Annotated in this window: 25 protein-coding genes, 1 tRNA gene and 2 riboswitches; of the genes, 14 read left to right on the top strand and 12 right to left on the bottom strand. The window is 72.3% G+C overall.

Annotated features, from left to right (window positions below; all coding sequences use genetic code 11):
- Positions 1–60 precede the first annotated feature (60 nt).
- The 7 genes from JOF41_RS22025 to JOF41_RS21995 all read left to right on the top strand — a co-directional run bounded on the left by JOF41_RS22025 (position 61) and on the right by JOF41_RS21995 (position 5,128).
- Positions 61–222, top strand: a complete 162-nt coding sequence (locus JOF41_RS22025) for a hypothetical protein (RefSeq protein ID WP_189223125.1) — start codon at positions 61–63, stop codon at positions 220–222.
- A gap of 187 nt (positions 223–409) precedes the next feature.
- On the top strand, positions 410–898 hold the full coding sequence (locus tag JOF41_RS22020; protein WP_209621646.1) for a helix-turn-helix transcriptional regulator: 489 nt from the start codon (positions 410–412) through the stop codon (positions 896–898).
- A 99-nt stretch (positions 899–997) separates the two neighbouring features.
- The gene (locus JOF41_RS22015) at positions 998–1,354 is read left to right on the top strand and encodes a hypothetical protein (RefSeq protein WP_209621644.1); all 357 of its coding nucleotides are present in this window, start codon (positions 998–1,000) and stop codon (positions 1,352–1,354) included.
- A 22-nt stretch (positions 1,355–1,376) separates the two neighbouring features.
- Entirely contained in the window at positions 1,377–1,679 is a 303-nt protein-coding gene (locus tag JOF41_RS22010; protein ID WP_189223127.1) for a DUF3817 domain-containing protein, read from the top strand.
- Between the two features lie 92 nt (positions 1,680–1,771).
- Positions 1,772–1,859: riboswitch (glycine riboswitch) on the top strand.
- 1 nt (position 1,860) lies between these two features.
- Positions 1,861–1,951: riboswitch (glycine riboswitch) on the top strand.
- A 112-nt stretch (positions 1,952–2,063) separates the two neighbouring features.
- Positions 2,064–3,164, top strand: a complete 1,101-nt coding sequence (gene gcvT, locus JOF41_RS22005) for a glycine cleavage system aminomethyltransferase GcvT (RefSeq protein ID WP_189223128.1) — start codon at positions 2,064–2,066, stop codon at positions 3,162–3,164.
- A 13-nt stretch (positions 3,165–3,177) separates the two neighbouring features.
- Positions 3,178–4,443: a serine hydroxymethyltransferase gene (gene glyA, locus JOF41_RS22000; RefSeq protein WP_189223129.1), complete on the top strand. Its 1,266-nt coding sequence runs from the start codon at positions 3,178–3,180 to the stop codon at positions 4,441–4,443.
- Positions 4,444–4,522: 79 nt separating this feature from the next.
- Positions 4,523–5,128: a malonic semialdehyde reductase gene (locus JOF41_RS21995; protein WP_189223130.1), complete on the top strand. Its 606-nt coding sequence runs from the start codon at positions 4,523–4,525 to the stop codon at positions 5,126–5,128.
- A 78-nt stretch (positions 5,129–5,206) separates the two neighbouring features.
- On the opposite strand, the gene JOF41_RS21990 is transcribed toward JOF41_RS21995, so the two are convergent.
- Positions 5,207–5,878 carry a COG4315 family predicted lipoprotein gene (locus JOF41_RS21990; RefSeq protein ID WP_189223131.1) on the bottom strand — a complete coding sequence of 224 codons (672 nt, stop codon included), beginning with the start codon at positions 5,876–5,878 and terminating at the stop codon, positions 5,207–5,209.
- Between the two features lie 126 nt (positions 5,879–6,004).
- On the opposite strand from JOF41_RS21990, the gene JOF41_RS21985 reads away from it, so the two are divergent.
- The gene (locus JOF41_RS21985) at positions 6,005–8,062 is read left to right on the top strand and encodes a S9 family peptidase (RefSeq protein WP_209621643.1); all 2,058 of its coding nucleotides are present in this window, start codon (positions 6,005–6,007) and stop codon (positions 8,060–8,062) included.
- A 52-nt stretch (positions 8,063–8,114) separates the two neighbouring features.
- On the opposite strand, the gene JOF41_RS21980 is transcribed toward JOF41_RS21985, so the two are convergent.
- The 4 genes from JOF41_RS21980 to JOF41_RS21965 form a co-directional block, all read right to left on the bottom strand.
- Entirely contained in the window at positions 8,115–8,957 is an 843-nt protein-coding gene (locus tag JOF41_RS21980) for a spermidine synthase (protein WP_189223133.1), read from the bottom strand.
- Positions 8,954–9,364: an adenosylmethionine decarboxylase gene (gene speD, locus JOF41_RS21975; protein WP_189223134.1), complete on the bottom strand. Its 411-nt coding sequence runs from the start codon at positions 9,362–9,364 to the stop codon at positions 8,954–8,956. The genes JOF41_RS21980 and speD overlap by 4 nt, the downstream gene beginning before the upstream one ends.
- Before the next feature lie 49 nt (positions 9,365–9,413).
- On the bottom strand, positions 9,414–10,583 hold the full coding sequence (locus tag JOF41_RS21970; protein ID WP_229795420.1) for a type III PLP-dependent enzyme: 1,170 nt from the start codon (positions 10,581–10,583) through the stop codon (positions 9,414–9,416).
- Between the two features lie 89 nt (positions 10,584–10,672).
- Complete coding sequence (locus JOF41_RS21965; RefSeq protein WP_307867494.1) at positions 10,673–11,905, bottom strand: metallophosphoesterase; 1,233 nt, start codon at positions 11,903–11,905, stop codon at positions 10,673–10,675.
- A gap of 118 nt (positions 11,906–12,023) precedes the next feature.
- Between JOF41_RS21965 and JOF41_RS21960 the strand changes: the two genes are divergently transcribed.
- The 3 genes from JOF41_RS21960 to pabB all read left to right on the top strand — a co-directional run bounded on the left by JOF41_RS21960 (position 12,024) and on the right by pabB (position 15,688).
- Positions 12,024–12,530, top strand: a complete 507-nt coding sequence (locus tag JOF41_RS21960; protein WP_189223136.1) for a SigE family RNA polymerase sigma factor — start codon at positions 12,024–12,026, stop codon at positions 12,528–12,530.
- The gene (locus JOF41_RS21955; RefSeq protein WP_209621639.1) at positions 12,527–13,480 is read left to right on the top strand and encodes a hypothetical protein; all 954 of its coding nucleotides are present in this window, start codon (positions 12,527–12,529) and stop codon (positions 13,478–13,480) included. The genes JOF41_RS21960 and JOF41_RS21955 overlap by 4 nt, the downstream gene beginning before the upstream one ends.
- Positions 13,481–13,591: 111 nt before the next feature.
- On the top strand, positions 13,592–15,688 hold the full coding sequence (pabB, locus tag JOF41_RS21950; RefSeq protein ID WP_209621637.1) for an aminodeoxychorismate synthase component I: 2,097 nt from the start codon (positions 13,592–13,594) through the stop codon (positions 15,686–15,688).
- Here the strand turns inward: pabB and JOF41_RS21945 are convergent.
- Complete coding sequence (locus JOF41_RS21945; RefSeq protein WP_189223139.1) at positions 15,676–16,017, bottom strand: histone-like nucleoid-structuring protein Lsr2; 342 nt, start codon at positions 16,015–16,017, stop codon at positions 15,676–15,678. The two genes, pabB and JOF41_RS21945, sit on opposite strands and share 13 nt — an antisense overlap.
- Positions 16,018–16,289: 272 nt before the next feature.
- On the opposite strand from JOF41_RS21945, the gene JOF41_RS21940 reads away from it, so the two are divergent.
- Positions 16,290–16,571, top strand: coding sequence for a metal-sensitive transcriptional regulator (locus tag JOF41_RS21940; protein WP_189223140.1), 282 nt, complete (start codon positions 16,290–16,292; stop codon positions 16,569–16,571).
- On the opposite strand, the gene JOF41_RS21935 is transcribed toward JOF41_RS21940, so the two are convergent.
- Entirely contained in the window at positions 16,568–17,125 is a 558-nt protein-coding gene (locus JOF41_RS21935) for a TetR/AcrR family transcriptional regulator (RefSeq protein ID WP_209621634.1), read from the bottom strand. The genes JOF41_RS21940 and JOF41_RS21935 overlap by 4 nt on opposite strands.
- Positions 17,126–17,251: 126 nt before the next feature.
- On the opposite strand from JOF41_RS21935, the gene JOF41_RS21930 reads away from it, so the two are divergent.
- Positions 17,252–17,328 (top strand) — tRNA-Leu (locus JOF41_RS21930).
- A 434-nt stretch (positions 17,329–17,762) separates the two neighbouring features.
- On the opposite strand, the gene JOF41_RS21925 is transcribed toward JOF41_RS21930, so the two are convergent.
- On the bottom strand, positions 17,763–18,332 hold the full coding sequence (locus tag JOF41_RS21925; protein ID WP_189223142.1) for a TetR/AcrR family transcriptional regulator: 570 nt from the start codon (positions 18,330–18,332) through the stop codon (positions 17,763–17,765).
- A 79-nt stretch (positions 18,333–18,411) separates the two neighbouring features.
- Between JOF41_RS21925 and JOF41_RS21920 the strand changes: the two genes are divergently transcribed.
- The gene (locus tag JOF41_RS21920) at positions 18,412–19,137 is read left to right on the top strand and encodes an SDR family oxidoreductase (RefSeq protein ID WP_189223143.1); all 726 of its coding nucleotides are present in this window, start codon (positions 18,412–18,414) and stop codon (positions 19,135–19,137) included.
- A gap of 426 nt (positions 19,138–19,563) precedes the next feature.
- Here the strand turns inward: JOF41_RS21920 and JOF41_RS38380 are convergent, their stop codons facing one another.
- From JOF41_RS38380 to JOF41_RS21900, 4 genes are all read right to left on the bottom strand, one after another.
- A complete protein-coding gene (locus JOF41_RS38380) occupies positions 19,564–20,055 on the bottom strand; it encodes an MmyB family transcriptional regulator (RefSeq protein WP_209621630.1) in 492 nt (163 codons plus the stop codon).
- A 347-nt stretch (positions 20,056–20,402) separates the two neighbouring features.
- On the bottom strand, positions 20,403–21,059 hold the full coding sequence (locus JOF41_RS21910) for an ESX secretion-associated protein EspG (RefSeq protein ID WP_209621628.1): 657 nt from the start codon (positions 21,057–21,059) through the stop codon (positions 20,403–20,405).
- The gene (locus tag JOF41_RS21905) at positions 21,059–22,348 is read right to left on the bottom strand and encodes a WXG100 family type VII secretion target (protein ID WP_209621625.1); all 1,290 of its coding nucleotides are present in this window, start codon (positions 22,346–22,348) and stop codon (positions 21,059–21,061) included. Before JOF41_RS21905 ends, JOF41_RS21910 begins: the two co-directional genes overlap by 1 nt.
- Positions 22,345–22,650 carry a hypothetical protein gene (locus JOF41_RS21900; RefSeq protein ID WP_189223146.1) on the bottom strand — a complete coding sequence of 102 codons (306 nt, stop codon included), beginning with the start codon at positions 22,648–22,650 and terminating at the stop codon, positions 22,345–22,347. The genes JOF41_RS21905 and JOF41_RS21900 overlap by 4 nt, the downstream gene beginning before the upstream one ends.
- Positions 22,651–22,667: the final 17 nt, after the last annotated feature.

The following is a 22,667-nucleotide window of genomic DNA, read 5'->3' as shown; positions in this document are numbered from 1 at the left end:
GCGTCCCCGAGGCCGTGCCCGCGGCCCACCGCCATCCCGCGAACGGACGGAGAGCTATCGGTGAACGTCAAGAAGGTGGTCACGCTGGCCGCTGTCGCGCTGGCGCTGTTCCTCCTGATCACTCAGCCCGACGAGTCGGCGGCGGCGGTCCGGCAGGTCCTGCAGTGGCTGCGCGAGGCGGCCGAGGCCGTCATCACCTTCTTCCGGAGCCTGTTCGGATAGGGCGGGTGCGGCCCGCGAAGCTGATCACTGAGAGTGGCATCAACCGTGCAAGGTTGCGCCTAACGGGTGGAATGCGGGCTATAACGCCCTGGTAACAGGGTTTTTGACGAACCTGGGTCTAGCGGTTGCCGGTACCCGCGAATACGGTGCGCTGCATTGGCTGATCTTCGACCGACGAGGAGGCAGAATGGTCGAGGACTCCGGAGTCGACGAGCTGCTGCGGCAGTGGGCGGCTGAGCGCTCGGACGACGCCGAGCTGCGAGAGGTGAACCGGATCAAGGACGCGTGGCTCGCCGAAGCCCCGCCGTCCGCGCCGGCGATCCCCGCGCAGCGGGCAACTGGTGGGGTTCGCGGTGCGGTGCGGGTCGAGTCGGCTGACCCGGCCTACGTGGCCGCGATGCGGAAGCGGGCGCCCGAGGTGCCCGAGGTCCTGCTCGCGGCGGCGGCCAGCTACTGGCAGCTGGTCGGCGACCTCGCCGAGGCGGAGCAGTGGTGGGACGCGGGCATCAGCCCGCTGGACCAGCGCGCTCTGGACTACCGGGCGGCCGGGCTCTCGCCCGCCGACCTGGGGCGTCGATTGGGCCCGATGACGGTGCTGCAGCACCTGCGTCGGGGCAGTGCGGCGGCCTGGTGCGTGGCCAGGCTGCAGAGGCAACGCCGGGACGGCGTGGCCTAGCTCTGGGATCGACCTGGGGGCGGGCTCCTGAGCGGGAGCCCACCCGACGGGGACTCGACTCCCCGTGAAGCGGACCGCGAGCCGGGCTACTCTGGCGGTGTGCCCGGCAGCGTCTTCACCCCCCAGCGCGTCGCCATCACGGTCACCTGCGCCGCCTCGCTGGTCGTGTGCTGCGGTCTGGCCTGGTGGCAGTGGCAGCGCTTCTCCTCCGCCGGGGGCACCTTCCAGAACCTGGGCTACGTGCTCCAGTGGCCCCTCTTCGGACTCTTCCCGGCCTTCGTGGTGTGGCGCATCCGCAGGCTCGAAGCCCGCAAGGACGCCGAGCCGCCCGAGGCCGCGCCCGAGCCGGTCGTTACCGTGGACCCCGTCAGGACACCCGCGCGCGACGACGAGGACGACGAACTGGCGGCCTACAACCGCTACCTCGCCGAGCTGAACGCGCGGGACCAGCGCTGAGGCGAAGGCGGTCGGTGGAGCGATGAGCGGTGCGTTGGGCCGGTTCCGGTTCATGGCGTACGTGGTGGGCGTCGGACTGCTCGCCCTCGTGCTGGCCATGGTCGTCAAGTACGCGGGCGGCGAGCCGGGCCTGATGCGGGTCGTCGGCCCCGTGCACGGCTTCCTGTACGCGGTCTACCTGGTGCTCACCGTCGACCTGGCGCTCAAGGCGCGCTGGTCGATCAAGGGCACCGCGCTGGTGCTGCTGGCGGGCACCATCCCGTTCGTCTCCTTCTACGCCGAGCGCAAGGTGGTCGACAGCGTCCGGGCGGACCGCGCCCTGTGACCGACCCCGTGACGGACCCGGTGACCGGTTCGCGGTTGACCCCGCCGGTCGGGTCCGCCTAGCGTCTGGCGGGACGAACTGAACACGGCCGTCGACGTCGCGCGGGAGAGTCCCCACCAGGGGCGCCGAAGGAGCAACCCCTCCCCGGAATCTCTCAGGCCCAGCTACCGCCCGACGAAGGCAACTCTGGAAAGCAGGCGCCCCGGCGCGCCTCGCCCACGGTGCAAGCCGCGCGCTCGCGGCGAAGCTCTCAGGCTCATGACAGAGGGGGAGGCTCCCACGACGAGGAGTCCCCCGGTGAACCGTGTCATCCTTACGCACTGGCAGGCCGCCCCCACCCCGGCGGCGCTACCGCCATGCCCGCCACCAGGGAGGACCCGCCCCATGGAAAGCCGTCGGACGCCGCTGCACGCCGAGCACGAGGCGCTGGGCGCCCAGTTCACCGACTTCGCGGGCTGGCGGATGCCGCTGCGCTACGACAGCGAGCTGGCCGAGCACCGCGCGGTGCGCACCTCGGCGGGCCTGTTCGACCTGACCCACATGGGTGAGATCCTGGTCACCGGCGCGGAAGCGGGCGCGGCGCTGGACCACGCCCTGGTCGGCCACGCCTCCGCGATCGGCGTCGGCCGGGCCCGCTACACCATGATCTGCCGGCCCGACGGCGGCGTCCTGGACGACCTGATCGTCTACCGCACCGGCGAGACCGAGTACCTGGTGGTGGCCAACGCCGCCAACGCGGGCGTGGTGCACCGCGAGCTGGTGGCGCGGGCCGAGGGCTTCGCCGCCGAGGTGACCGACAAGTCCGCCGACTTCGCGCTGCTGGCCGTGCAGGGACCCGCCTCGACGGAGATCCTCGCCGGCCTGACCCCGACCGACCTAGCCGAGGTGAAGTACTACGCCTCCTACCCGACCACCGTGGCCGACCGGCCCGCGCTGCTGGCCCGCACCGGCTACACCGGCGAGGACGGCTTCGAGCTGTTCCTCGACCCGGCCGACGCGCCCGCCGTGTGGCGGGCGCTGCTGGCCGCGGGCGCGCCGCACGAGCTCAAGCCCGCCGGTCTGGGCTGCCGCGACACGCTGCGCCTGGAGGCCGGGATGCCGTTGTACGGCAACGAGCTGGGCGTGGACCGCACCCCGTTCCACGCGGGCCTGGGGCGCGTGGTGAAGCTGGACAAGCCCGGCGACTTCGTCGGCCGCGAGGCGCTGGCGAAGGTGGCCGAGCAGGGCGTGGACAGCGCGCTGGTCGGCCTGCGGACCGATTCGCGCCGCGCCCCCCGGCACGGCTACCCCGTGCTGGACGACTCGGGCGCGCCCGTGGGCGAGGTCACCAGCGGCGCGCTGTCGCCGACGCTGGGCTACTCGGTGGCCATGGCCTACGTCACCAAGGCCAACGCGGAGCCGGGCACCCGGCTCACCGTGGACGTCCGGGGCAGGCGCGAACCCGTCGAGGTCGTCGCACTGCCGTTCTACAAGCGCAAGTCGTAAAGGGAGACACGCCATGTCCGCGCACTTCAACACCTCCCTGGCGGAGTTCGACCCGGAGGTGGCCGAAGCGGTCGCCGCCGAGCTCTCCCGCCAGCAGAGCACGCTGGAGATGATCGCGTCGGAGAACTTCACCCCGGTGTCGGTGCTCCAGGCGCAGGGGTCGGTGCTGACCAACAAGTACGCCGAGGGCTACCCCGGCAGGCGCTACTACGGCGGCTGCGAGAACGTCGACGTGATCGAGCGGCTGGCGATCGCGCGGGTCAAGGAGCTGTTCGACGCGGGCTACGCCAACGTGCAGCCGCACTCGGGCGCGCAGGCCAACGCGTGCGCGATGTTCGCGCTGCTGCAGCCCGGCGACACCATCCTGGGCCTGGACCTGGCGCACGGCGGCCACCTGACCCACGGGATGCGGATCAACTTCTCCGGCAAGCTCTACAACGTGGTGCCCTACCACGTCTCCGACGAGGACGGCCGGGTCGACATGGCCGAGGTGGAGAAGCTGGCGCGGGAGCACCAGCCCCGGCTGATCGTGGCGGGCTGGTCGGCCTACCCCCGGCAGCTGGACTTCGCCGAGTTCCGCCGCATCGCCGACGAGGTCGGCGCGTACCTGATGGTCGACATGGCGCACTTCGCGGGCCTGGTGGCGGCCGGGCTGCACCCCAGCCCGATCCCGCACGCCCACGTGGTCACCACCACCACGCACAAGACCCTGGGCGGCCCGCGCGGCGGCGTGATCCTGACCAACGACGCGGACATCGCCAAGAAGGTCAACTCCGCGGTGTTCCCCGGCCAGCAGGGCGGGCCGCTGGAGCACGTGATCGCGGGCAAGGCGGTGGCGTTCAAGCACGCCGCGTCGCCGGAGTTCGCCGACCGCCAGCGCCGCACCGTGGAGGGCGCGAAGATCCTGGCCGAGCGGCTGTCGCGACCCGACGCCGCCGCGGCGGGGGTGAAGGTGCTCACCGGCGGCACGGACGTGCACCTGGTGCTGGTCGACCTGGTGGCCTCCGAGCTGGACGGCAAGCAGGCCGAGGACCGGCTGCACGAGGTGGGGATCACGGTCAACCGCAACGCGGTGCCCAACGACCCGCGCCCGCCGATGGTCACCTCGGGGCTGCGCATCGGCACCCCGGCGCTGGCCACCCGGGGCTTCGGCGCGGAGGACTTCACCGAGGTGGCCGACATCATCGCCACCGCGCTGGGGCCCGACCCGGACCTGGCTTCGCTGCGCACCCGCGTGGAGGCGCTGGCGGCCAAGCACCCTCTGTACCCGACCCTGTGAAAGCAGTCACGAAATAGCCGGTTCCCTCCGGAGGTTGTCCCGTGTGAAACCCCACACGGGACAACCGAAAGAAGGACCCATGTCCGCGACGCTCGACGTCCTCGCGCTCCCGCGCGAGGCGCAGGACCTGCTCTTCCGCGAGGCGCGCACGGCCAGCGTCTTCACCGCCGAGCCGGTGACCGACGACCAGTTGCGGGCCGTGCACGACCTGGTCAAGTGGGGTCCGACGGGCGTGAACAGCCAGCCCCTGCGGGTGGTCTACCTGCGCGGCGAGCAGGCGCGGGCGCGGCTGCTGCCGCACATGAACGAGGGCAACCGGGACAAGACCGCCAAGGCGCCGCTGACCGCGATCCTGGCCTCCGACGCGGACTTCCACGAGCACCTGCCGCGCACCTTCCCGGTCGTCCCCGGCATCCGGGACGCGTTCGCCGCCAACCCGGACCGCGCCGAGGTGGCCAAGGTCAGCGCGCTGCTGCAGGCGGGCTACTTCATCATCGGCGTGCGCGCCGCTGGGCTGGCCGCTGGTCCGATGGCCGGTTTCGACGCCGAGGGCGTGCGCCGGGAGTTCTTCGAGGGCACCGCGCGCACCCCGCTGGTCGTGGTCAACATCGGCCACCCCGACCCCGAGCGCTACTACCCGCGCAACCCGCGCCTGGACTTCGACGAGGTCGCCACCGTCCTGTGAGGACGGTCCCGGAACGCCCGTGATCCCCCGGCCAACCCCAGGCCGGGGGATCACGTCGTGGGGAGTGGCTGCTTCGTCTCACGCGGCCGGGGCGGTCACCCCCGGCGGCAGGCACTCGACGTTGCGCGTGCCGTCGGGCTGCACCACGAACCAGGTTCCGCCGACGCCCTGCCCGCGCCACTTGCCCGGCGCCTCGTCCTTGGCGTAGGTGTACAGCGGCCAGCCCGCGAGCGTGACCTGCTCGCTGCCGTCGGCCCGCTTGACCGTGGAGACCAGGGCGGGGTCCACGCCCTCCAGCTTGGGGGTGCCGGTGCTCAGCAGCGGCGGCCAGGTCTGGGCGCACTGGCCCTCGCAGTTGGACTTGGCCGGGTCCGGGGTGTCCTTGTCGAACCGGTAGAGCGTGCGGCCGTCGCCGTCCTGGACCACCCGTCCCATCTTGTCCACGGTCTTGGCCACCAGGGTGACCGAGCTCTGCGCGGGCGCGGCCTGCGCCTCGGGGGCGGCCTGCGCTTCGGGCGCGGCGGCGGGCGCCTGGGCCTGCGGCTGCGCGGCGGGGGCGGCGGCCTCGCTGGTCGGAGGTGCCAGGGGTTCCGCGTCCCCGTAGTCGCCCTGGGCCCCGGCCTGCACCTGCTCGGTCTGCGCCACCTTGGTGCCCTGCAGCGCGGCACCGTTGGACGTCCACACGACCAGTGCGAGCACGGCCGCCATGCCGCCCGCGACGGCTATGGCGATGCGGTTTCGTCGGATCACGCTCACTCCTCCTTGTCCGTCGTTCGCTCCACCGACGATTACGGCCAGGTCTCGACGGCGGTTCAGCCCGCCGCGAAGACAGGGGTTCGGGATGAGCGCCGCGTCCCCATCTGCGAAGGTGGCGGCGTGGGCAACGAGAACTCCTTCCCGCGCAGGCACGCGCGCACCCAGCGGTTCACCCTCGGCGCGCCGAGGACCTTCACCGCCGCACCCGACGGCGGGCACGTGTACTTCCTGCGCACGGCCACCGGCCGGGCCAACGGGCTGTGGTCCTGCGACCCCGCCACCGGGCGGGAGGAGCTGCTGGTGGACCCGGTCGCGCTGCTCGGCGACACCGAGGACCTGCCGCCCGAGGAGCGGGCCCGCCGGGAGCGCAGCCGCGAGCAGGCCGCGGGCATCGTCGGCTACGCCACCGACGCCGACGTGCGGCAGGCGGTGTTCGCCCTGTCGGGCAGGCTGTTCGTGGTGGAGCTGGCCACCGGCGCGGTGCGCGAGCTGCCCGCGCCCGGCCCGGTGGTCGACCCCCGGCTGGACCCGACCGGGCGGCGGGTCGGCTACGTCAGCGGTGGCGCGCTGCACGTGGTGGACCTGGAGAGCGGCGCGGACCGCGTGCTGGCCGAGCCGGACGGCCCGCACGTGCGGTGGGGGCTGGCGGAGTTCATCGCGGCCGAGGAGATGAGCCGCTTCCGGGGCTACTGGTTCTCCCCGGACGGCGAGCGGGTGCTGGCCGCGCGGGTGGACGACGCGCCGGTGCGGCGCTGGCACATCGCCGACCCGGCCAACCCGGCCACGCCCCCCACCGAGATCGCCTACCCCGCCGCGGGCACGCCCAACGCGGTGGTCGAGCTGGCCGTGCTCGGCCTGGACGGCGAGCGCGTCGCGGTGGACTGGGACAACACCGCGTTCCCCTACCTGGCCTGCGCGCACTGGTCCGGCCACGGCAGGCCGCTGCTGTCGGTGCAGTCGCGCGACCAGCGCACCGCGCGCGTGCTGGCGGTGGACCCGGCCACCGGCGGGGTCGAGGTGCTGGTGGAGGAGACCGACCCGACCTGGCTGGAGATCGTGCCCGGCGTGCCCGCGTGGACCCCTGGCGGTGAGCTGGTCCGCGTGGTGCCGCGCGGTGACGCCAACCGGCTCGTGGTCGGCGACCGGGAGTGGACGCCGGACGGCTTCCAGGTGCGCGCCGTGCTCGACGTGTCCGAACAGGACGTGCTGGTCTCCGCTTCCGAGGACGACCCGACCCAGGTCCACGTCTACTCGGTCACCGCGGACTCGATCACCCGGCTGTCCACAGAGGACGGCGTGCACAGCGCGACGCGCGGCGGCGGCAGGCTGGTGCTGTCGTCGTCGAGCCTGGACTGGTTCGGCCCCCGCGTCACCGTCGGCGGCCACGTCATCGAGTCGCACGCGGAAACCCCCGCGCTGACCCCGCGAGTCCGCCTGCTCACCGTGGGGGAGCGGGACCTGCGCGCCGCGCTGCTGCTGCCGCGCGACCACGTGCCGGGCACCAAGCTGCCCGTGCTGATGGACCCCTACGGCGGCCCGCACGCGCAGCGGGTGACCTCGGCCCGCAACGCCTACCTGGTGCCGCAGTGGTTGGCGGACCAGGGTTTCGCGGTGCTGGTGGTGGACGGCCGGGGCACGCCGGGCCGGGGTCCGGTGTGGGAGCGGGAGATCGCGTTCGACTTCGCGGGCGCCACGCTGACCGACCAGGTCGACGCGCTGCGCGCGGTGGCCGAGCGGGAACCGGACCTGGACCTGGGCCGGGTGGGCATCCGGGGCTGGTCCTACGGCGGCTACCTGGCGGCGCTGGCCGTGCTGCGCAGGCCGGACGTGTTCCACGCGGGCATCGCGGGCGCCCCGGTCACCGACTGGCGGCTCTACGACACCCACTACACCGAGCGCTACCTGGGCCACCCCGACGAGCGGCCGGAGGTCTACGACGCCAACTCGCTCATCGACGACGCGCCGAAGCTGCAGCGCCCGCTGATGATCGTGCACGGCCTGGCCGACGACAACGTGGTGGCCGCGCACACCCTGCGGCTGTCCTCGGCGCTGCTGGCGGCGGGCAGGCCGCACACCGTGCTGCCGCTGTCCGGCGTCACGCACATGACCCCGCAGGAGCAGGTGGCGGAGAACCTGCTGCTGCTCCAGGTCGACTTCCTCAAGCGCGCCCTGGCCTGAAAAGGCGTCGGGGCCGCCGGGGGAAGTCCCCGGCGGCCCCGACGTCCCGGCCTCAGGCCGGGGAGTGCCGCACCTGGTAGGGCGGGATCGTGTTGCCCCGCAACGCCAGGTCGTCGATCGTCTCCGGCCGGTAGCCCAGCGCGGGCAGCCGCTCGGCCATCAGCGCGGCCGGGTTGGCGACCTCGTCCGCGCGGCCGAACAGGTAGGCCCACTCGTGCTCGTCGGAGCCGTAGTAGGCCACCGTGTCGAACACCGCGTTGAACCGCTGCCACGAGCGGATCAGCGTGCTGTTGCGCCACATGGTCTGGCAGCCCGCCTGGGTGACCACCACGCCGCCCGGCGTGAGCAGCGCCTTGCACATGCGCAGGAACTCCTCGCCGTACAGGCGGTTGTGCTGCGCCTCCTCCTCGCGCTCGTCCGGCAGGTCCACCAGGACGATGTCGTAGCGCTCGGCGGTGGTGCGGATGTACTCCCACCCGTCGGTGTAGCGCACCCGGATCGGGCCCTCGCCCTTCTCGGCCAGCGCCAGCTCGTCGAGGGTGTAGCCGTAGGGCAGGTGCTCGGCGCACAGCTTCACGGCCTGCTCGTCGATGTCGACGTGGTCGACCACCGACGCGCCCGCCGCCACCGCCATCTGGCACACCACGCCCTCGCTGGAACCGATGACCAGCACCCGGTCCACCCGGTCGGCCAGCAGCAGCGCCGGGACCATCAGCGCCTCGTGGTAGGTCAGCTGGCTGAACTCGGTGCTCTGCCGGTCGTCGTCGCAGAACAGCGACAGGCCCTGGGCCGTGCGGGCGATCACCAGGTGCTGGAACGCGGTGTTGGTGTCGACGACGACCTCTTCGACGTCCCAGTGCCTGGTCAAACCGGCCGCGAGCGGTTCGCGGATCACGCCTTCTCCTCACCGATGAGCGCGGGCACCTGCGTGCCGCGCCTGATCATGTCCGTCCGTGCGGATGCCGCCCCCAGCGCCTCGGCCAGCAACTGCACCGCGAGCTCGGGTTTGGCACGGGTGCCGCACGTGAACACGTCGACGAACACCGACCCGACCTCGGGATAGGTGTGGATCGACGCGTGCGACTCCGACAGCAGGGCCAGCACGGTGACCCCCTGCGGCTCGAACTGCTTGGAGACCACCTCCAACACGGTGGCGTCCGCCTGGGTGAGCGCCTCGCCGAGCGCGTGTCGCAGGAACCGCTCGTCGTCCAGCAGCTCCGGGCTCACCCCGTCCAACTCCGCCAACACGTGCTGTCCTGCGAACAAGCCCACCGGCTCGGTCTCGCACGGGACTTCGGACATCAATCACTCCAAACCATAGAAAAGTCTTGCGGGGGAACGAGGAGCGTGCTCACCGCACGCAGTGGGCGGCCAGCGGCGGGAAGCCGTTGAACGCCACCGAGGAGTAGCTGGCCGTGTACGCGCCCGCGCTGAGCAGGTCGACGTGGTCGCCCGCGCGCAGGTCCAGCGGCAGCTCGTAGCAGGTGTGCTGGTACAGCACGTCGTCGGCGTCGCACGTCGGTCCGGCGATGACCACCGGGCCGGTCGGCCCGCCGTCGCGGTTGGTGCGCAGCGGGTAGGCGATGGCCTCGCCCTCGGTCTCGGCCAGCCCGCCGTAGCGGCCGATGTCCAGGAACACCCAGCGGCGCTCGTCGCCGTAGGACTTGCGCGACACCAGCACCACCTCGGACCGGATCACCCCGGCCTCGGCGACGATCGCGCGCCCCGGCTCGATCATCACCTCCGGCCGCACCGGGCCGAAGTGCCGGTCGACCGCGGCGGTGATGGCCGCGGCGTACTCGGCCAGCGGCGGCGGCTGCTCCAGGTAGCCCGCGGGCAGCCCGCCGCCGAGGTTGACCGTGGTCAGCTCCACGCCCTCGGCGCGCAGCTTCGCGGTGACCTCGGCGGCGTCGGCGATCGCGGCGTCCCAGCCGGTCGGGTCCAGCTGCTGCGAACCCGCGTGGAAGGCCACGCCCAGCGGCACCAGCCCCAGCTCGCCCGCCAGCCGCAGCAGGTCGGTGGCCATCTCCGGCGAGCAGCCGAACTTCTTGCCGAACGGGTAGGTGGACCCCTTGCTGTCGACCAGGATGCGCAGCATCACCGACGAGCCCGGCGCGTGCTCGGCGACCGCGCGCACGTCCTGCTCGCTGTCGGAGACGAACAGCCGCACCCCGCGCGAGAAGGCGTAGGCGATGTCCGCGGCCTTCTTGATGGGGTTGCTGTAGGAGATCGCCTCCGGCGCGGCGCCCCGCGCCAGGCACAGGTCGATCTCGTTGGGGCTGGCCACGTCGAAGCGGCAGCCCTCGGCCGCCAGCACCTCGACGACCTCGGGCGTGGGGTTGGCCTTGACCGCGTAGTAGATCCCGACCCCCGGCAGCGCGTCGCGGATCGCGGTGAACCGCGCGCGGACCGTGGGGAGGTCGATCACCAGGCACGGTGTGGCCGGTCGCTGTTCCTCCAGGAAACGACGAATACGAGCCTCTGCCCCGTCAAGCCGATCGTCGGCGAAGCTCTTCGTCATCTCGCTAGGGGTCCCCCTCCGCATTCAGGGTCTGCTCACCCGTGTCCGGGCACGGCCGTCCACTCTAGGCGCAGGAGGTGAACAATGCGCTATTCGATGGCGAAGTTGTGATGCAGCTCCACAAGCGCGACCTCCGGGGGAGCGCCCACGCGCACCGGCGGACCCCAGAAACCGGCGCCGTTGCTGACGTAGACCTGGGTGCCGTCCACGGTCGCCAGACCCGAGGTGACCGGCTGCTGCAGCGGCACCGCCAAGGTGAACGGGAACATCTGGCCGCCGTGGGTGTGCCCGGACAGCTGGAGGTCCACGCCCATCCGCGCGGCCTCGCGCACCTGCACCGGCTGGTGGGCCAGCAGCACCACCGGCTGCCGCTCGTCGCGCCCGTCCAGCGCCCTGGCCAGGTCCGGCGCGTCGTCGGACTGCTCGCCGGTGACGTCGTTCACACCCGCCAGCTCGAAGAAGGCGTTGCCCCGGCTGATCCGCACGCGCTCGTTGCGCAGCGCGTTGACGCCCAACCGCTCCAGCTCGGTGATCCACTGCTCGTGACCGGAGTAGTACTCGTGGTTGCCGGTGACGAAGAAGCTGCCGTGCGCGCTGGACAGGTCGCGCAGCGGAGCCGCCGCCTCGCCCAGCTGCGCCACCGTGCCGTCCACCAGGTCGCCGACGATGGCCACCAGGTCCGGCTCCAACCGGTTGATCGTGCGCACGATCCGCTCGGTGTGGGCGCGACCCAGCAGCGGTCCGAGGTGGATGTCGCTGACCACCGCGATGCGGAACCCGGCCAGCGAGGAGTCGAGCTTGGCCAGCTTCACCGGCACCCGGTTGATCCGCGGGTCGCCCAGCGCCTGCGTCGCGCCGTAGCCCACCACACCGCCCGCGGCCAGCCCCGAGGCCACCGCCAGCGAGCGGGCGATGAACAGCCGCCTGCCGGGGTCGACCACCGGCTTCGGCGCGGGCTCGGGCGCCTGCTCCGGCGCGGGCGCGGGCGCGCCCGCGACCACCGGCACCGCCGTCCGCTCCCGCCGTCCGACCGTCCGGTTGAGCAGCAGCCGCGGGATCTCCAGCACCGCCAGCAGCACCGCCGCGTAGAACGCCACCGCCAGCCACAGGTAGCCCGGCCAGGCCAGCCACGCGCTGCCGGTCGGCGTGATCCGAGTCACCACCAGCGCCGACACCATCAACGCGTAGAGCACCACCAGCGCGGTGGTGGCCACTCGCCTGCCCCGACCCGGCGGCAGCGTGTCGCGCACCAGCCGCCGCCACAAGTAGTAGTGCACCAGCCCGAGCACCAGCCCGAACATGAGCGGGAAGATCAGGGTCAAGGCCAAGCCTCCTCGTGGGAATCCTGACACCAGTCTCCTCGACCTCACCCGATCGGATGCAACCGCATCGGTGCCCGGAAGCGTGACTACCCCGTACCGCAGGACGGAGGGGCATGGGATGAGCGACCGGGACACCGCGTTCGCGGAGTACTTCGCGGCGCGGTCGGAGGCCATGCGCGGCACGGCGTACCTGCTGTGCGGCGACTGGCACCGGGCCGAGGACTTGGTGCAGGCGACCTTCACCAAGCTGTACCTGGCGTGGCGCCGCGTGGCGCGGCACGACGCCCTGGACGCCTACACCAGGCAGACGCTGGTCCGGACCTTCGTGTCCGAGCTGCGCCGGGGGTGGTTCCGCAAGGAGCGCGTCAGCCAGGTGCCGCAGGACGCCCCAGCACCCGGCCACGGCTCGACCGAGGACCGGGTGGTGCTGCTCGCGGCGCTGGCCAAGGTCCCGCCGAGGCAGCGGGCCGTGCTGGTCCTGCGGTACTGGGAGGACCTCTCGGTGCAGGAGACCGCCAAGGCGCTCAACTGCTCGGAGGGAACGGTGAAGAGCCAGGCCGCGCGGGGGCTGCAGACGCTGCGCGGCCTGGTCACCCCGCAGATGCACGAAGGAAGGGTGCGATGAACGAGCAGGAGCTCAAGAACGCTCTGCGCGACGCGGTGGTGGCGAGCAGCCCGCCGCCCGCGATGGACACCCGGCGCGCGCTGGAGGCGGGCCGCGCGGCGGCGCGCAAGCGCCGGGCCACGTGGGGCGGCGCGGTGGCCGGACTCGCGGTGGTGGGCATCGCGGTCGGCGCGACGCTGCTCCCCGGCCTGTCCGGCGGGAGCGGGAGCGTGCAGGTGGGCGGCCAGTCCGAGCGGCCGTCAACGACCGGGCAGTCCGCGCGGCCCTCACCGTCCGGACCGGCGCTGACCACGACGGTCACGCCCAAGGTGCCCAGCGGCCAGCCCAACGCACAGCCCGGTGCGAGTTCGAAGACGCAGTGGCCGGACGGGCAGCAGGACCGGACCGCCACCAGCGGTCCGAGGGCGGACAAGGGCACCAAGGTGCTCAACGACCTCAGCTCCTCGCTGCCGCCCGGCTTCTCCGCCCCGGACAAGCAGCGCGTCGGGTTCGACGACTACGGGGCGATGCGCCGGGCGCAGGCCTCGTTCGAGGAGTACGTCGGCCAGACGCAGGTCTGGACTTACTGGGCCTACACGCCGGTGGTGAAGTCCGACGCCGAGGGCGTGGGCCGCTTGGAGATCAGGGTGCTGACCAAGGGCAGCACCGAGCTCGGCGGCGCCACCGGCTGCGCGGCGGCCCTGCGGGCGACGTACCCGGTGCACGGCGCCAACAGCCGCTGCGACACCGTCGACGTCGGCGGCAAGCAGGTGGCCCTGCTGACCGCCAACACCCCCGTGCAGAACGGCCTGGAGCAGGCCGCCCTCTTCTGGCACGAGGACGGCACGCTCGTGACGGTCGCGCAGGCCAAGGGCTTCGCCAACTCCGGGCACCCGGCCATGGCGCAGCCGCCGCTGACCCCGCAGCAGCTGGCCGCGCTGGCCACCGACCCGAAGTTCCACCTGGACTGACCTCGGGGAGGGGAACCGGAGGGGCCGGGCCGAGTCGGCCCGGCCCCTCCGCCGTGCTCCACCTCCGCTGTACTCCATCCGGGTGGCGCGGCCGGTAGCGTGCGGACTGCCATGCGGACCCTGCTCATCGACAACCACGACTCGTTCACCTACAACCTCTTCCAGTACCTGGCGCGGGTGAACGGGCGCGAACCGGTCGTCATCACCCACGACGACCCGCGCTTCCGGCTGTCCGACCTGCGCGGCTTCGACAACGTGGTGATCTCACCCGGCCCCGGCCGCCCGCACGACGACGCCGACTTCGGCCTGTGCCGCGCGGTGGTCGAGCACGCCGAGATCCCGCTGCTCGGCGTCTGCCTGGGCCACCAGGGGCTGTGCCTGGCCCACGGCGCCCGCGTGGAGCTGGTCACCCCGCGCCACGGCGTGGTCGACCACGTCCGGCACACCGGCACCGACCTGTTCGCCGGGCTGCCCTCGCCACTGGAGGTGGTGCGCTACCACTCGCTGGCGGTGACCGGGCTGCCCGACGAGCTGGAGCCCACCGCCTGGTCCGGCGACGGCGTGCTGATGGCCGTGCGGCACCGCTCGCGGCCCGCGTGGGGCGTGCAGTTCCACCCCGAGTCCATCCGCACCTCGCACGGCCACGAGCTGCTGGCCAACTTCCGCGACCTCACCGGCCGCCCCGCCGCCGTCGAGCCCCCCGCGCCCCCACCCGCGCCTCTCCCCGTGGCTCCGCCGCACCACCGGGTGCTGGTGCGGCGCATCGACGCCCACCCCTCGCCCGAGCGGGTCTTCGCCGCCCTCTACGGCGACTCCCCCGACGCCTTCTGGCTGGACAGCAGCCGCACGGGGGAGCGCGGCCGGTTCTCCGCCATGGGCGACGCGAGCGGCCCGCTCGCGCGCGTGGCCACCTACGACCTGGACAGCGGACGGGTGACCGTCACCGGGCACGAGGGCACCACCGAGCACCCCGGCCCGTTCCTGGACTGGCTGGACGCCGACCTGGCGGCCCACCGCGCCACCCACCCCGACGTGCCCTTCGACTTCGCCCTCGGCTGGGTCGGCTACCTCGGCTACGAGCTGAAAGCCGAGTGCGGCGGCGACCGCGCGCACCGCTCCGAGCACCCCGACGCCGCGTTCGTGTTCGCCGACCGCGCCGTGGTGTTCGACCACCTCGACGGGTGCGCCTACCTGCTCGCGCTGGCCGACGACGGCTGGCTGGACCGGACGGCGCGGTTCCTGCTCGCCTTCGACCCGCACCCCGAACCGCGGCCCCGGCCCGTGCGGGCGGGCGAGGCCCGGCTGCGGCACAACCGGTCGCAGTACCTCAAGCTCGTCGACGCCTGCCTGGAGGCGGTCACGGCGGGGGACAGCTACGAGGTGTGCCTGACCAACGAGATCACCTGGCGCGGCCCGGTGGACCCCTGGCAGGCATACCGGTTCCTGCGCCGGGAAAGCCCCGCGCCGTTCGGCGCGCTGCTGCGTTTCGGCACCCTGTCGGTGCTGAGCACCTCGCCCGAGCGGTTCCTGCGGGTCGATCGGCGAGGTGTGGTGGAATCAGAACCAATCAAGGGGACCAGACCGCGCGGCGACACCCCCGAGGCGGACGAAAGTTTCCGCACAGCCCTGGCGACCAGCGCGAAGGACCGCGCCGAGAACCTGATGATCGTGGACCTGGTGCGCAATGACCTGAGCCATTGCGCGGAAGTCGGCAGCGTCGAGGTGCCCCGGCTGTTCGCGGTGGAGAGCTACGCGACGGTCCACCAGCTCGTCAGCACCGTTCGGGCCAGACTTCGGACCGGCTGTTCTGCGGTGACGGCGGTTAGAGCGGCGTTCCCCGGCGGCTCCATGACGGGCGCGCCCAAGATCCGGACAATGCAGATCATCGACGACCTGGAAGCCGGGCCCAGGGGTGTCTACTCCGGAGCCCTGGGTTACTTCTCGCTGTCCGGAACGGCCGACTTCAGCATCGTCATCAGGACGCTGGTGGTGACCCCGGACAAGGCGACTTTCGGGGTGGGCGGCGCGGTCATCGCGCTGTCGGACCCCGCGGAGGAATTCGAGGAGACGGCGGTCAAGGCGGCTGCCCCGCTGCGCCTGCTGAGCACCGCGTTTCCCGGTCGCCAGGCACGCGACCTGCGGTTCCCCGGCTGCGGTTCGCCCTCGCGCCCCGCAGCCGGGGAATCAGCCGCCGGTCAGGAGGCGTGAGCTTCCTGGAACTGGACGACCAGCCCCTGGGGAATCCGCCCCCGGTCGGAGATCTGGTGGCCCTGGGCCCGCGCCCAGTCCCGAATGGCCTGCGCCTGGGCCTTGTCCCCAGCCTTTACCGTGCTCTTGCCGGTGCCCTTGCGCTGCTTGCGGCCGCCCGCCCGACGCGCCTTGGCGACGAAGTCGGCCAGGGACTCGCGGAGCTTGTCCGCATTCTCCTTGGAGAGGTCGATGGAGTACTCCACACCGTCCAGCGCGAAGTTCACGGTCTCGGCGGCTTCGCTGCCGTCGAGGTCGTCGATGAGTTGGACGACGGTCTGCTGTGCCACTGTTCCTCCGTGTGTGCTCGCATAGCGCGTGCTGCTCTCGACTCGTATCTGCGCCACACGCTTCGGTCGCCACCATAGTGCACCGGCGGAATATCGCCTAACCTTTCGCCGCTAAAATGTGATGATGCCCCCGGACGGGTCATTTCGCCACCGGTGATTGAGCTGGGAAATGCACGGTGGGCGAAGGTCGTACCCCGTGGTCGGAGTCACACCCGGTCGAGTGGCCTATCCTGGGTGGGGATACCCGCCCAGGGTAGGGAAGGCCGGGAGCGATGCATGGTTACACAGCGGACAAGGACGCGTACCTCAAGCGGCTGCGCCGCATCGAGGGACAGGTCCGCGGCCTGCAGCGGATGGTGGAGAACGACGAGTACTGCATCGACGTGCTGACCCAGATCTCCGCGGCGACCAAGGCGCTGCAGGCGGTGTCGCTGGGCCTGCTCGACGAGCACCTCAAGCACTGCGTGGCCCAGGCCGTGGCCGAAGGCGGCACCGTCGCCGAGGACAAGATCGCCGAGGCCTCCGCCGCCATCGGAAGGCTGGTGCGCTCCTAGAACCCCCACTCGGGCGCGGGGCCGGGCAGCGGCAGGCGCGCGCGCAGCCCGTCCAGCACCAGCGCGAGGTACCGCTCGCGCAACCCCGGCTCGGCCCCGGTCACCAACCGGGCCAGGTGCAGCAGGTCCCCCGCGGAAACCCCCTCCCGCAACCCGCCCTCCGCCCGAGCGCGCTCCACCAGCCGCTCCAACGCCGCCCCCGCGCGTTCCGCCGCAGCCCTCAGGTCATCGGTCCTCGTCCGGCGCAACCCGAGTAACTTCGTCGCCCCGGACTCGACGGTCCCGCGCAGCACCCGTTCCAGCGCAGCCCAGGCGTCGTCGTCCCGCAGAGCGGACTCCGCCAAGTCCGCGACCCGCTGGAGCGCCGCCAGGCACACGTCGTGCACGAGGACTTCCTTGGTGGGGTAGCGCCGGTAGAGCGACCCCATCCCCACCCCGGCCCGCCTGGCGATGGCGGACACCGGCGCGTCGTCCCCCAACTCCTCGAACACCGCACTCGCCGCGGCGAGCACCCTCGCGTCGTTACGCCGGGCCTCCGCCTCACGCCCACCCATGCAGGGACGCTAGCAGCAGCGGAGCGGACCGCTCCGTTCCGGTAAGGTCGTACTCCGGCCGACCACCGCGGCCGAGGGGTACGCGGTGGTCGGTCCGCCTGATCCAGTACAGTTCGTGCAACCAAGGCCCCCGTAGCCCAATCGGCAGAGGCAGCGGACTCAAAATCCGTCCAGTGTGCGTTCGAGTCGCACCGGGGGCACCACAAGGATGGGAACAGGACCGTCACCCAATGGGTGACGGTCCTGTTCCGCGTTCTCCTGCTTGCGCTGCCGTGCATCGTCGAGCGAAACGACAGCCGCGTCGTGGTCGGGTGCGGCGCGGTGGAGACGCCGATGCGTCGCGCGGAACTCGGCGGAGCACTCGGTCGTCCACAGTGGAGACACGTCGAGCCGGGCCTGATCTCCGTGGACCCGATCGTTCGCGCTGTCACCACGAACGCGCCGAATCACCGGTGTCCCGCCGGCACCGCCGAGCCCCTCTTCTGCTGGTTGACGGCCACGACCTCCTCCGGCGCGGCGCGTTCGGGTTCCTCGCGCCGATCTCCTCCCGCGACGAGGCCCGCGATCCGCTGACGAGTTCGCCTGCTTCGCACTACTGCGCGTAGCCGTCCGCAGGGAACTCGCCTGGGTGCCGGACTCAGGGCCGGGTGAAGATTCCCGCTGTCGCCATCACGACCCGTTTGCGCGCGGCTGCCGCGTCGTCGTCGAACCGGTCGACGGCCCACGACAGCGCGAGCACCAGTTCGTACACCTCGCTCGCGGTGACCGGGGTGGCCAGGGCGTCGGCGGCCCTCGCCGCGTCGAGGAGGCTGTCCGTCCGCTCGAGCAGCGGGTCGGAGGTCGTCCTCATCGGCGACTCGACATCCCGCAGGGCGGTGGCCAGGCAGTAGGGCAGGTCGTGCCAGATGCGCAACCGCCAGGTCAGCAGCACCAGCCACTCGGCGAGCGCCGCGCGCGGCGTGAGGGTCCGGGACAGTTCGTCGGCCTCGCTCAACGCTTTGGCGATGCTGTCCGCGATGACGGCGGCGAGCAGGTCGTCGCGGGTCGGGAAGTTGCGGTAGAGGGTGGCGTTGCCGACTCCGGCGCGCAGCGCGATGCCGTCGAGCGGGGCCAGCACGCCCTCGGCCTCGAAGGTCTCGCGGGCTGCGGCGAGGATCGCGTCGCGGTTGCGCTGGGCGTCGGCGCGAGGCTTCCGCGCTGTGGCCATCGACACTCCTCCTGGAAAAGTGGGGACTATCCCCGCATAGTTGATCCGGGGATGATCCCCACTTAATGGAGGAGTTTACGTGAACCAGTCACTCCACGGCCGCACGGTGCTCGTCACCGGCGCCAACGGCGGTCTCGGCGAGCAGTTCGTGCGGCAGGCGCTGGGGCGGGGTGCGGCAAAGGTCTACGCCACCGCGCGCACCCCGAGGCTCTGGGACGACGCCCGTGTCCAGTCGCTGGCCCTCGACGTGGCCGATCCGGGGAGCGCCGCGCACGCCGCCGCGACCGCGTCGGACGTCGACCTGCTGGTCAACAACGCTGCCATCGCACCCGCAGGCGACTCCATCTCCGGGCCGGAGGACGAGCTCCGCCGGATCTTCGAGACCAACTTCTTCGGCAACCTGCGGGTCGCCAACGCCTTCACCCCGGTGCTCGCGGCCAACGGCGGCGGCACGCTGCTGAACGTCCTGTCCACCGCGGCCTGGATCAACGTGCCGACCGGCTACGCGGCCTCGAAGGCGGCGATGTGGTCGGCCACCAACGCGCTGCGCGCCCAGCTGGGCCCCCGTGGCACGCAGGTCATCGGCCTGCTCGTCGGCATGGTCGACACTCCGATGTCGGCCCGCTGGGACGTGCCGAAGGTCAGCGCCGACAGTGTCGTGGCCCAGGCCTACGACGCTGTCGCGGACGGTTCCATCGAGGTGCTGGCGGACGAGACCACGCGGTACCTGAAGTCTCGGCTCAACACCAAGGCCGAGGAGCTCTACCCGTGGCTCGACGAGCAGCTCGCCTCGTTCGTGCCCTGATCCGCGAGGGCGGACAGAGGGTGGCGTAGTCATGGGCGCGACCCTGCCCGTCATCAACTGCCGTTCCTCTCTCCGGTATCGGTCGCTTCACATGGACCCAGCTCCCAGAGGAGTGATCTCGTCCATGCTTCGACCTTGTCGGGGCGGGACGGGCGCGCTCACACTGCGCGAGCACACGATGCACTTCAACCAACCGCTCGGCGGCAGGAGCGGACGTCGTACTCCGTTGTCGGGGTCGGGGCGGTTTGAAGCGGTTCATCGCATTCGTGCGCGGAGCATTCGACCTGAACGGTCGGGTGGGAATCCAGCACGCTCAACACCGCGGGATGGCCTCGGCCCAGGGGACCACGCCACCGCCCGGCTCTCGGTGCCGGTGCTGTTGACCGAGCTGGTGTCGCCTGCCCGGTTCCCAGGGGCGGCTGGTCGTCAGCGAGCCTCGCTGAGCCGGGAAGCGCGCAGGAGGTCGAGCTGATCGGCGTCGCTGGTGCCAGGGGCCGCCGTGTAGGTCACGATGCGCAGGTCGACCCCGGCAACGGTCAGCACGTCGCACTCCAGGGTGAGGTCACCCAGCTCGGGATGGCTGATCGTCTTGAGATCGCCGGTGAGCTGTCCCATGCCCGCCACCGACCACAGCTCACCGAAGAGGGGCGAGGCCGCCCGCAAGCCGTCCACGAGCGCCGCCAGCTCCGGGTCGGCCGGGTAGCGGGAGACCGCTTCACGCAGGTCCGCGGCGATCGCGGTCTCGAAAGCGTGCGGTCCGGCTGTCGAGGTGACCGTGCGCAGGTACCAGCGGCCCTCACCCGTGCCGAAGAGGCTGCGGGCGAGGTTGCGCTCGGTGGGCGGCAGGCCGGACGGATCGCCGTGCAGGGCCGTCTGCACGGCGATCCACCACAGCAGGCTCCCATCAGCGGCGAACACGCCGATCGGGAGATCGCCGAGGCGGTCGACGAGGCGGCAGCGCGCGGGCCAGGGCCGGGACCACCTGGGCGGACGGGTTGGTGGTCCGGCTCTGCTCCAGCCGCAGCACGTGCTCGTGCGAAAGGCTCGGCGAGCTCGGCGCGGCGCGGGCCGGGAGCGCGACGGCGAGCTGACCGGGCACAGCCCGCATCGCCGGGGCCACGCGGCACGTCGCCCCGACGATGTGGCGGCGGCACGTGCGCCTGGCGATGGACGGGTTCCGGGCCTCGGACCGGCTCGACCCGAGGGAGCCCGCGGAGGACGCGCACCAGCTCCACCGGGCCGTGGCCCCGCCGGGGGGCGGGCCGTCAGTCGTTGATGCGGCGCAACCAGTCCCCGATGATGGAGTGGGTCGCGGGCGTGGCGTGCACCCAGCGCTGGCTGCGGCTGTCGGTGTAGCGGACGACCAGCCAACGGCCGTCCGGGCAGTCGATCGTGGTGATGAACGATTCCGAGCGCCTGCGCCGTCCGTGCCGGTCGCGCTTGGCCGCGAAGAGCTTGGCGACGCCGGTGCGCGGACGTTGCATCAGTTCCACCAGCGCCCGCGAACCCCGGGCCTCCTCGGCACGGGCGTTGATCGACGAGCCCCGGCCGGGCGGCATCGGCGGCAGGCATGCCACGAGCGTGTCCGACGGATCGCCGTGCAACGCGCCGATCCGCACGTGACCGTTGTCCCGCAACGCGAACACGCCGTGCCGTCCGGCCGTGGCGGTGACGACGGGCAGTGTGATGTCGCGGTTGAAGGCGATCCAGCCGAAGCACTCGTGGTCGGCGAACGCGAGCACCCGCAACGCCTCCCGCGCGTCGTCGACCCGCACCCCCTCGCGGTGCAGGGTTTGCTCGACTTCCAGGGCGTTGGCCTGGGCGGGCGGCACGTGCAGGGCGGTGTGGTGCTCGCCGAGGTCGTCGCGGCGCCACAGCGTGTCGAACGCCGTGTCGGACAGCACTACCGGTGTGCGCAACATCAGTCCACTCCGATCACGGGCGTCACGCCGCTGGGCATCGGGCCGACGAGCGTGTCCACGTCCTCGTCGAGGTACACGGTGCGCTTGTGCTCCCTGTCCTCGTCCCCACGCGCGGGCGCGGCGTGTGGCGCGAAACCGCCCATGCCCGCCGCTGCGCCCACGCCCGCCGCTCCGACCCTGCCTGCCGCGCCACGGGGACTGGCCGTGACAGGGGCGTTGTGCGGTGTTCTGCCGAGAACGGCGGACTGGTCGCCCGGTGCCAGGGAGCCTCGCTGTCCCCTGGTGCCGGTCGGGTCGCCGATGCCGATCCCGCCTGGCAGCACCGGAGCGGCGCCGAGCAGGTGGTCGCCCTTCGGGGTGCTCGACGTGTGCGCGCTGTCCCTGGCCGACGGCGGACGCGCCGCGATCGGCACGCCGCCCAGCGCACCGGTGGACCAGTCGGCGACCGCCGTCCGGTCGCCCGGCTGCAGCCGGTCAACTGGCTGCAGCCGGTCACCCGGCTGCTTCGGTGCGGCGGAGGGTCCGTGGACGGCAGCCGCCCGACCGGCGGGGCCCGTGTCGCCGCCGCCACCACCGCTGGTGGGGCCTCCGTCGCCGCGCCCGGCGCTGCTGGCCGAAGTCCTGCCGCCACCACCGCTGGTCGACGGCGGTGCGGAGACCTCGCCACCGCCCGCCGATCCCGCCGACGAGGGCGAGGTGCTCCCCGCACTCCCGACCTGCGGAGGGGCGGACGTCGCGGATCGCGCGCCCGCTCCGCCCGTGGCCTGCACAGCGGTGTCCGCGCCCATCACACCGCCCGACGCCGGGGGCACCTGCGGCAGCATCGCCTGGTTCCGGCCCGTCACCGCGGCGTATTCCGCGTAGACGCGGCGGTTGTGCGCGTCGGCCTCGAACCACGCCTTGCGCGCGAGCTCGTTGTCGGTGTCCCACGGCGTGATCTCGTCGAAGAAAGTCAGCTCCGGCGGATACGGCGTCGCCATCGGCTGCACCTGCTGCCTGAGCACGCCGTAGTTCTGAGCTTGGGCCCGCAACGAGGCGTCGGCCTTGTCCAGCGCTTCCTGCGCGCGCTGGAGCGCCTGCCCGATCGGCTGCGCGGCCTGCGCCGCCCGCTCCGACGCCCGACCCCGCCACTCGGCCTGCGCCTCGGCGGTGAGCCGACGCAGCTCGTCGCCGAGGGCCTCGATGCGCGTGCGGGCGTCCCTCGACACGTCCGCCGCCTGGGTCAGCCCGTCGGGACCGGCGCCCCGCGACACCATCTGGTAGATCTCGTAGCCGCTGAGCTCGTTCATCGGTCCACCGCCAGTCGCAGGTGATTGTCCTGCTCGGTCGTCACGTACTGGTCGAGCGACGCCTTCAGCTCCTCGATGCGCGTCTGCAGCTCCCGCTCGATGCTCGTGACCGAGTCCAGGTGCGCCTGGCCCGCCTGGCACGCGGCGGTGATGAAGGCGGTGGTCGCCGGATCCGGCATCGGGGGTTGGAGCCGCGCGAGCAACCCGCTGCGCTGGTTGGTCGCGGACAGGTCGTCACGTACCTTGTCGTGCCTGCCGACCACCCCGCGGAGGGCCTCGGCGGCCACTTCGAAATCGCCCATGTGCGCAGAGTGGCGGC

Origin of the sequence: Saccharothrix coeruleofusca, from assembly GCF_017876325.1 — a bacterium.
Taxonomy (GTDB): domain Bacteria; phylum Actinomycetota; class Actinomycetes; order Mycobacteriales; family Pseudonocardiaceae; genus Actinosynnema; species Actinosynnema coeruleofuscum.
Note: the sequence above shows the minus strand (reverse complement) of the source record. Positions and strands in the feature narration are given on the sequence as shown.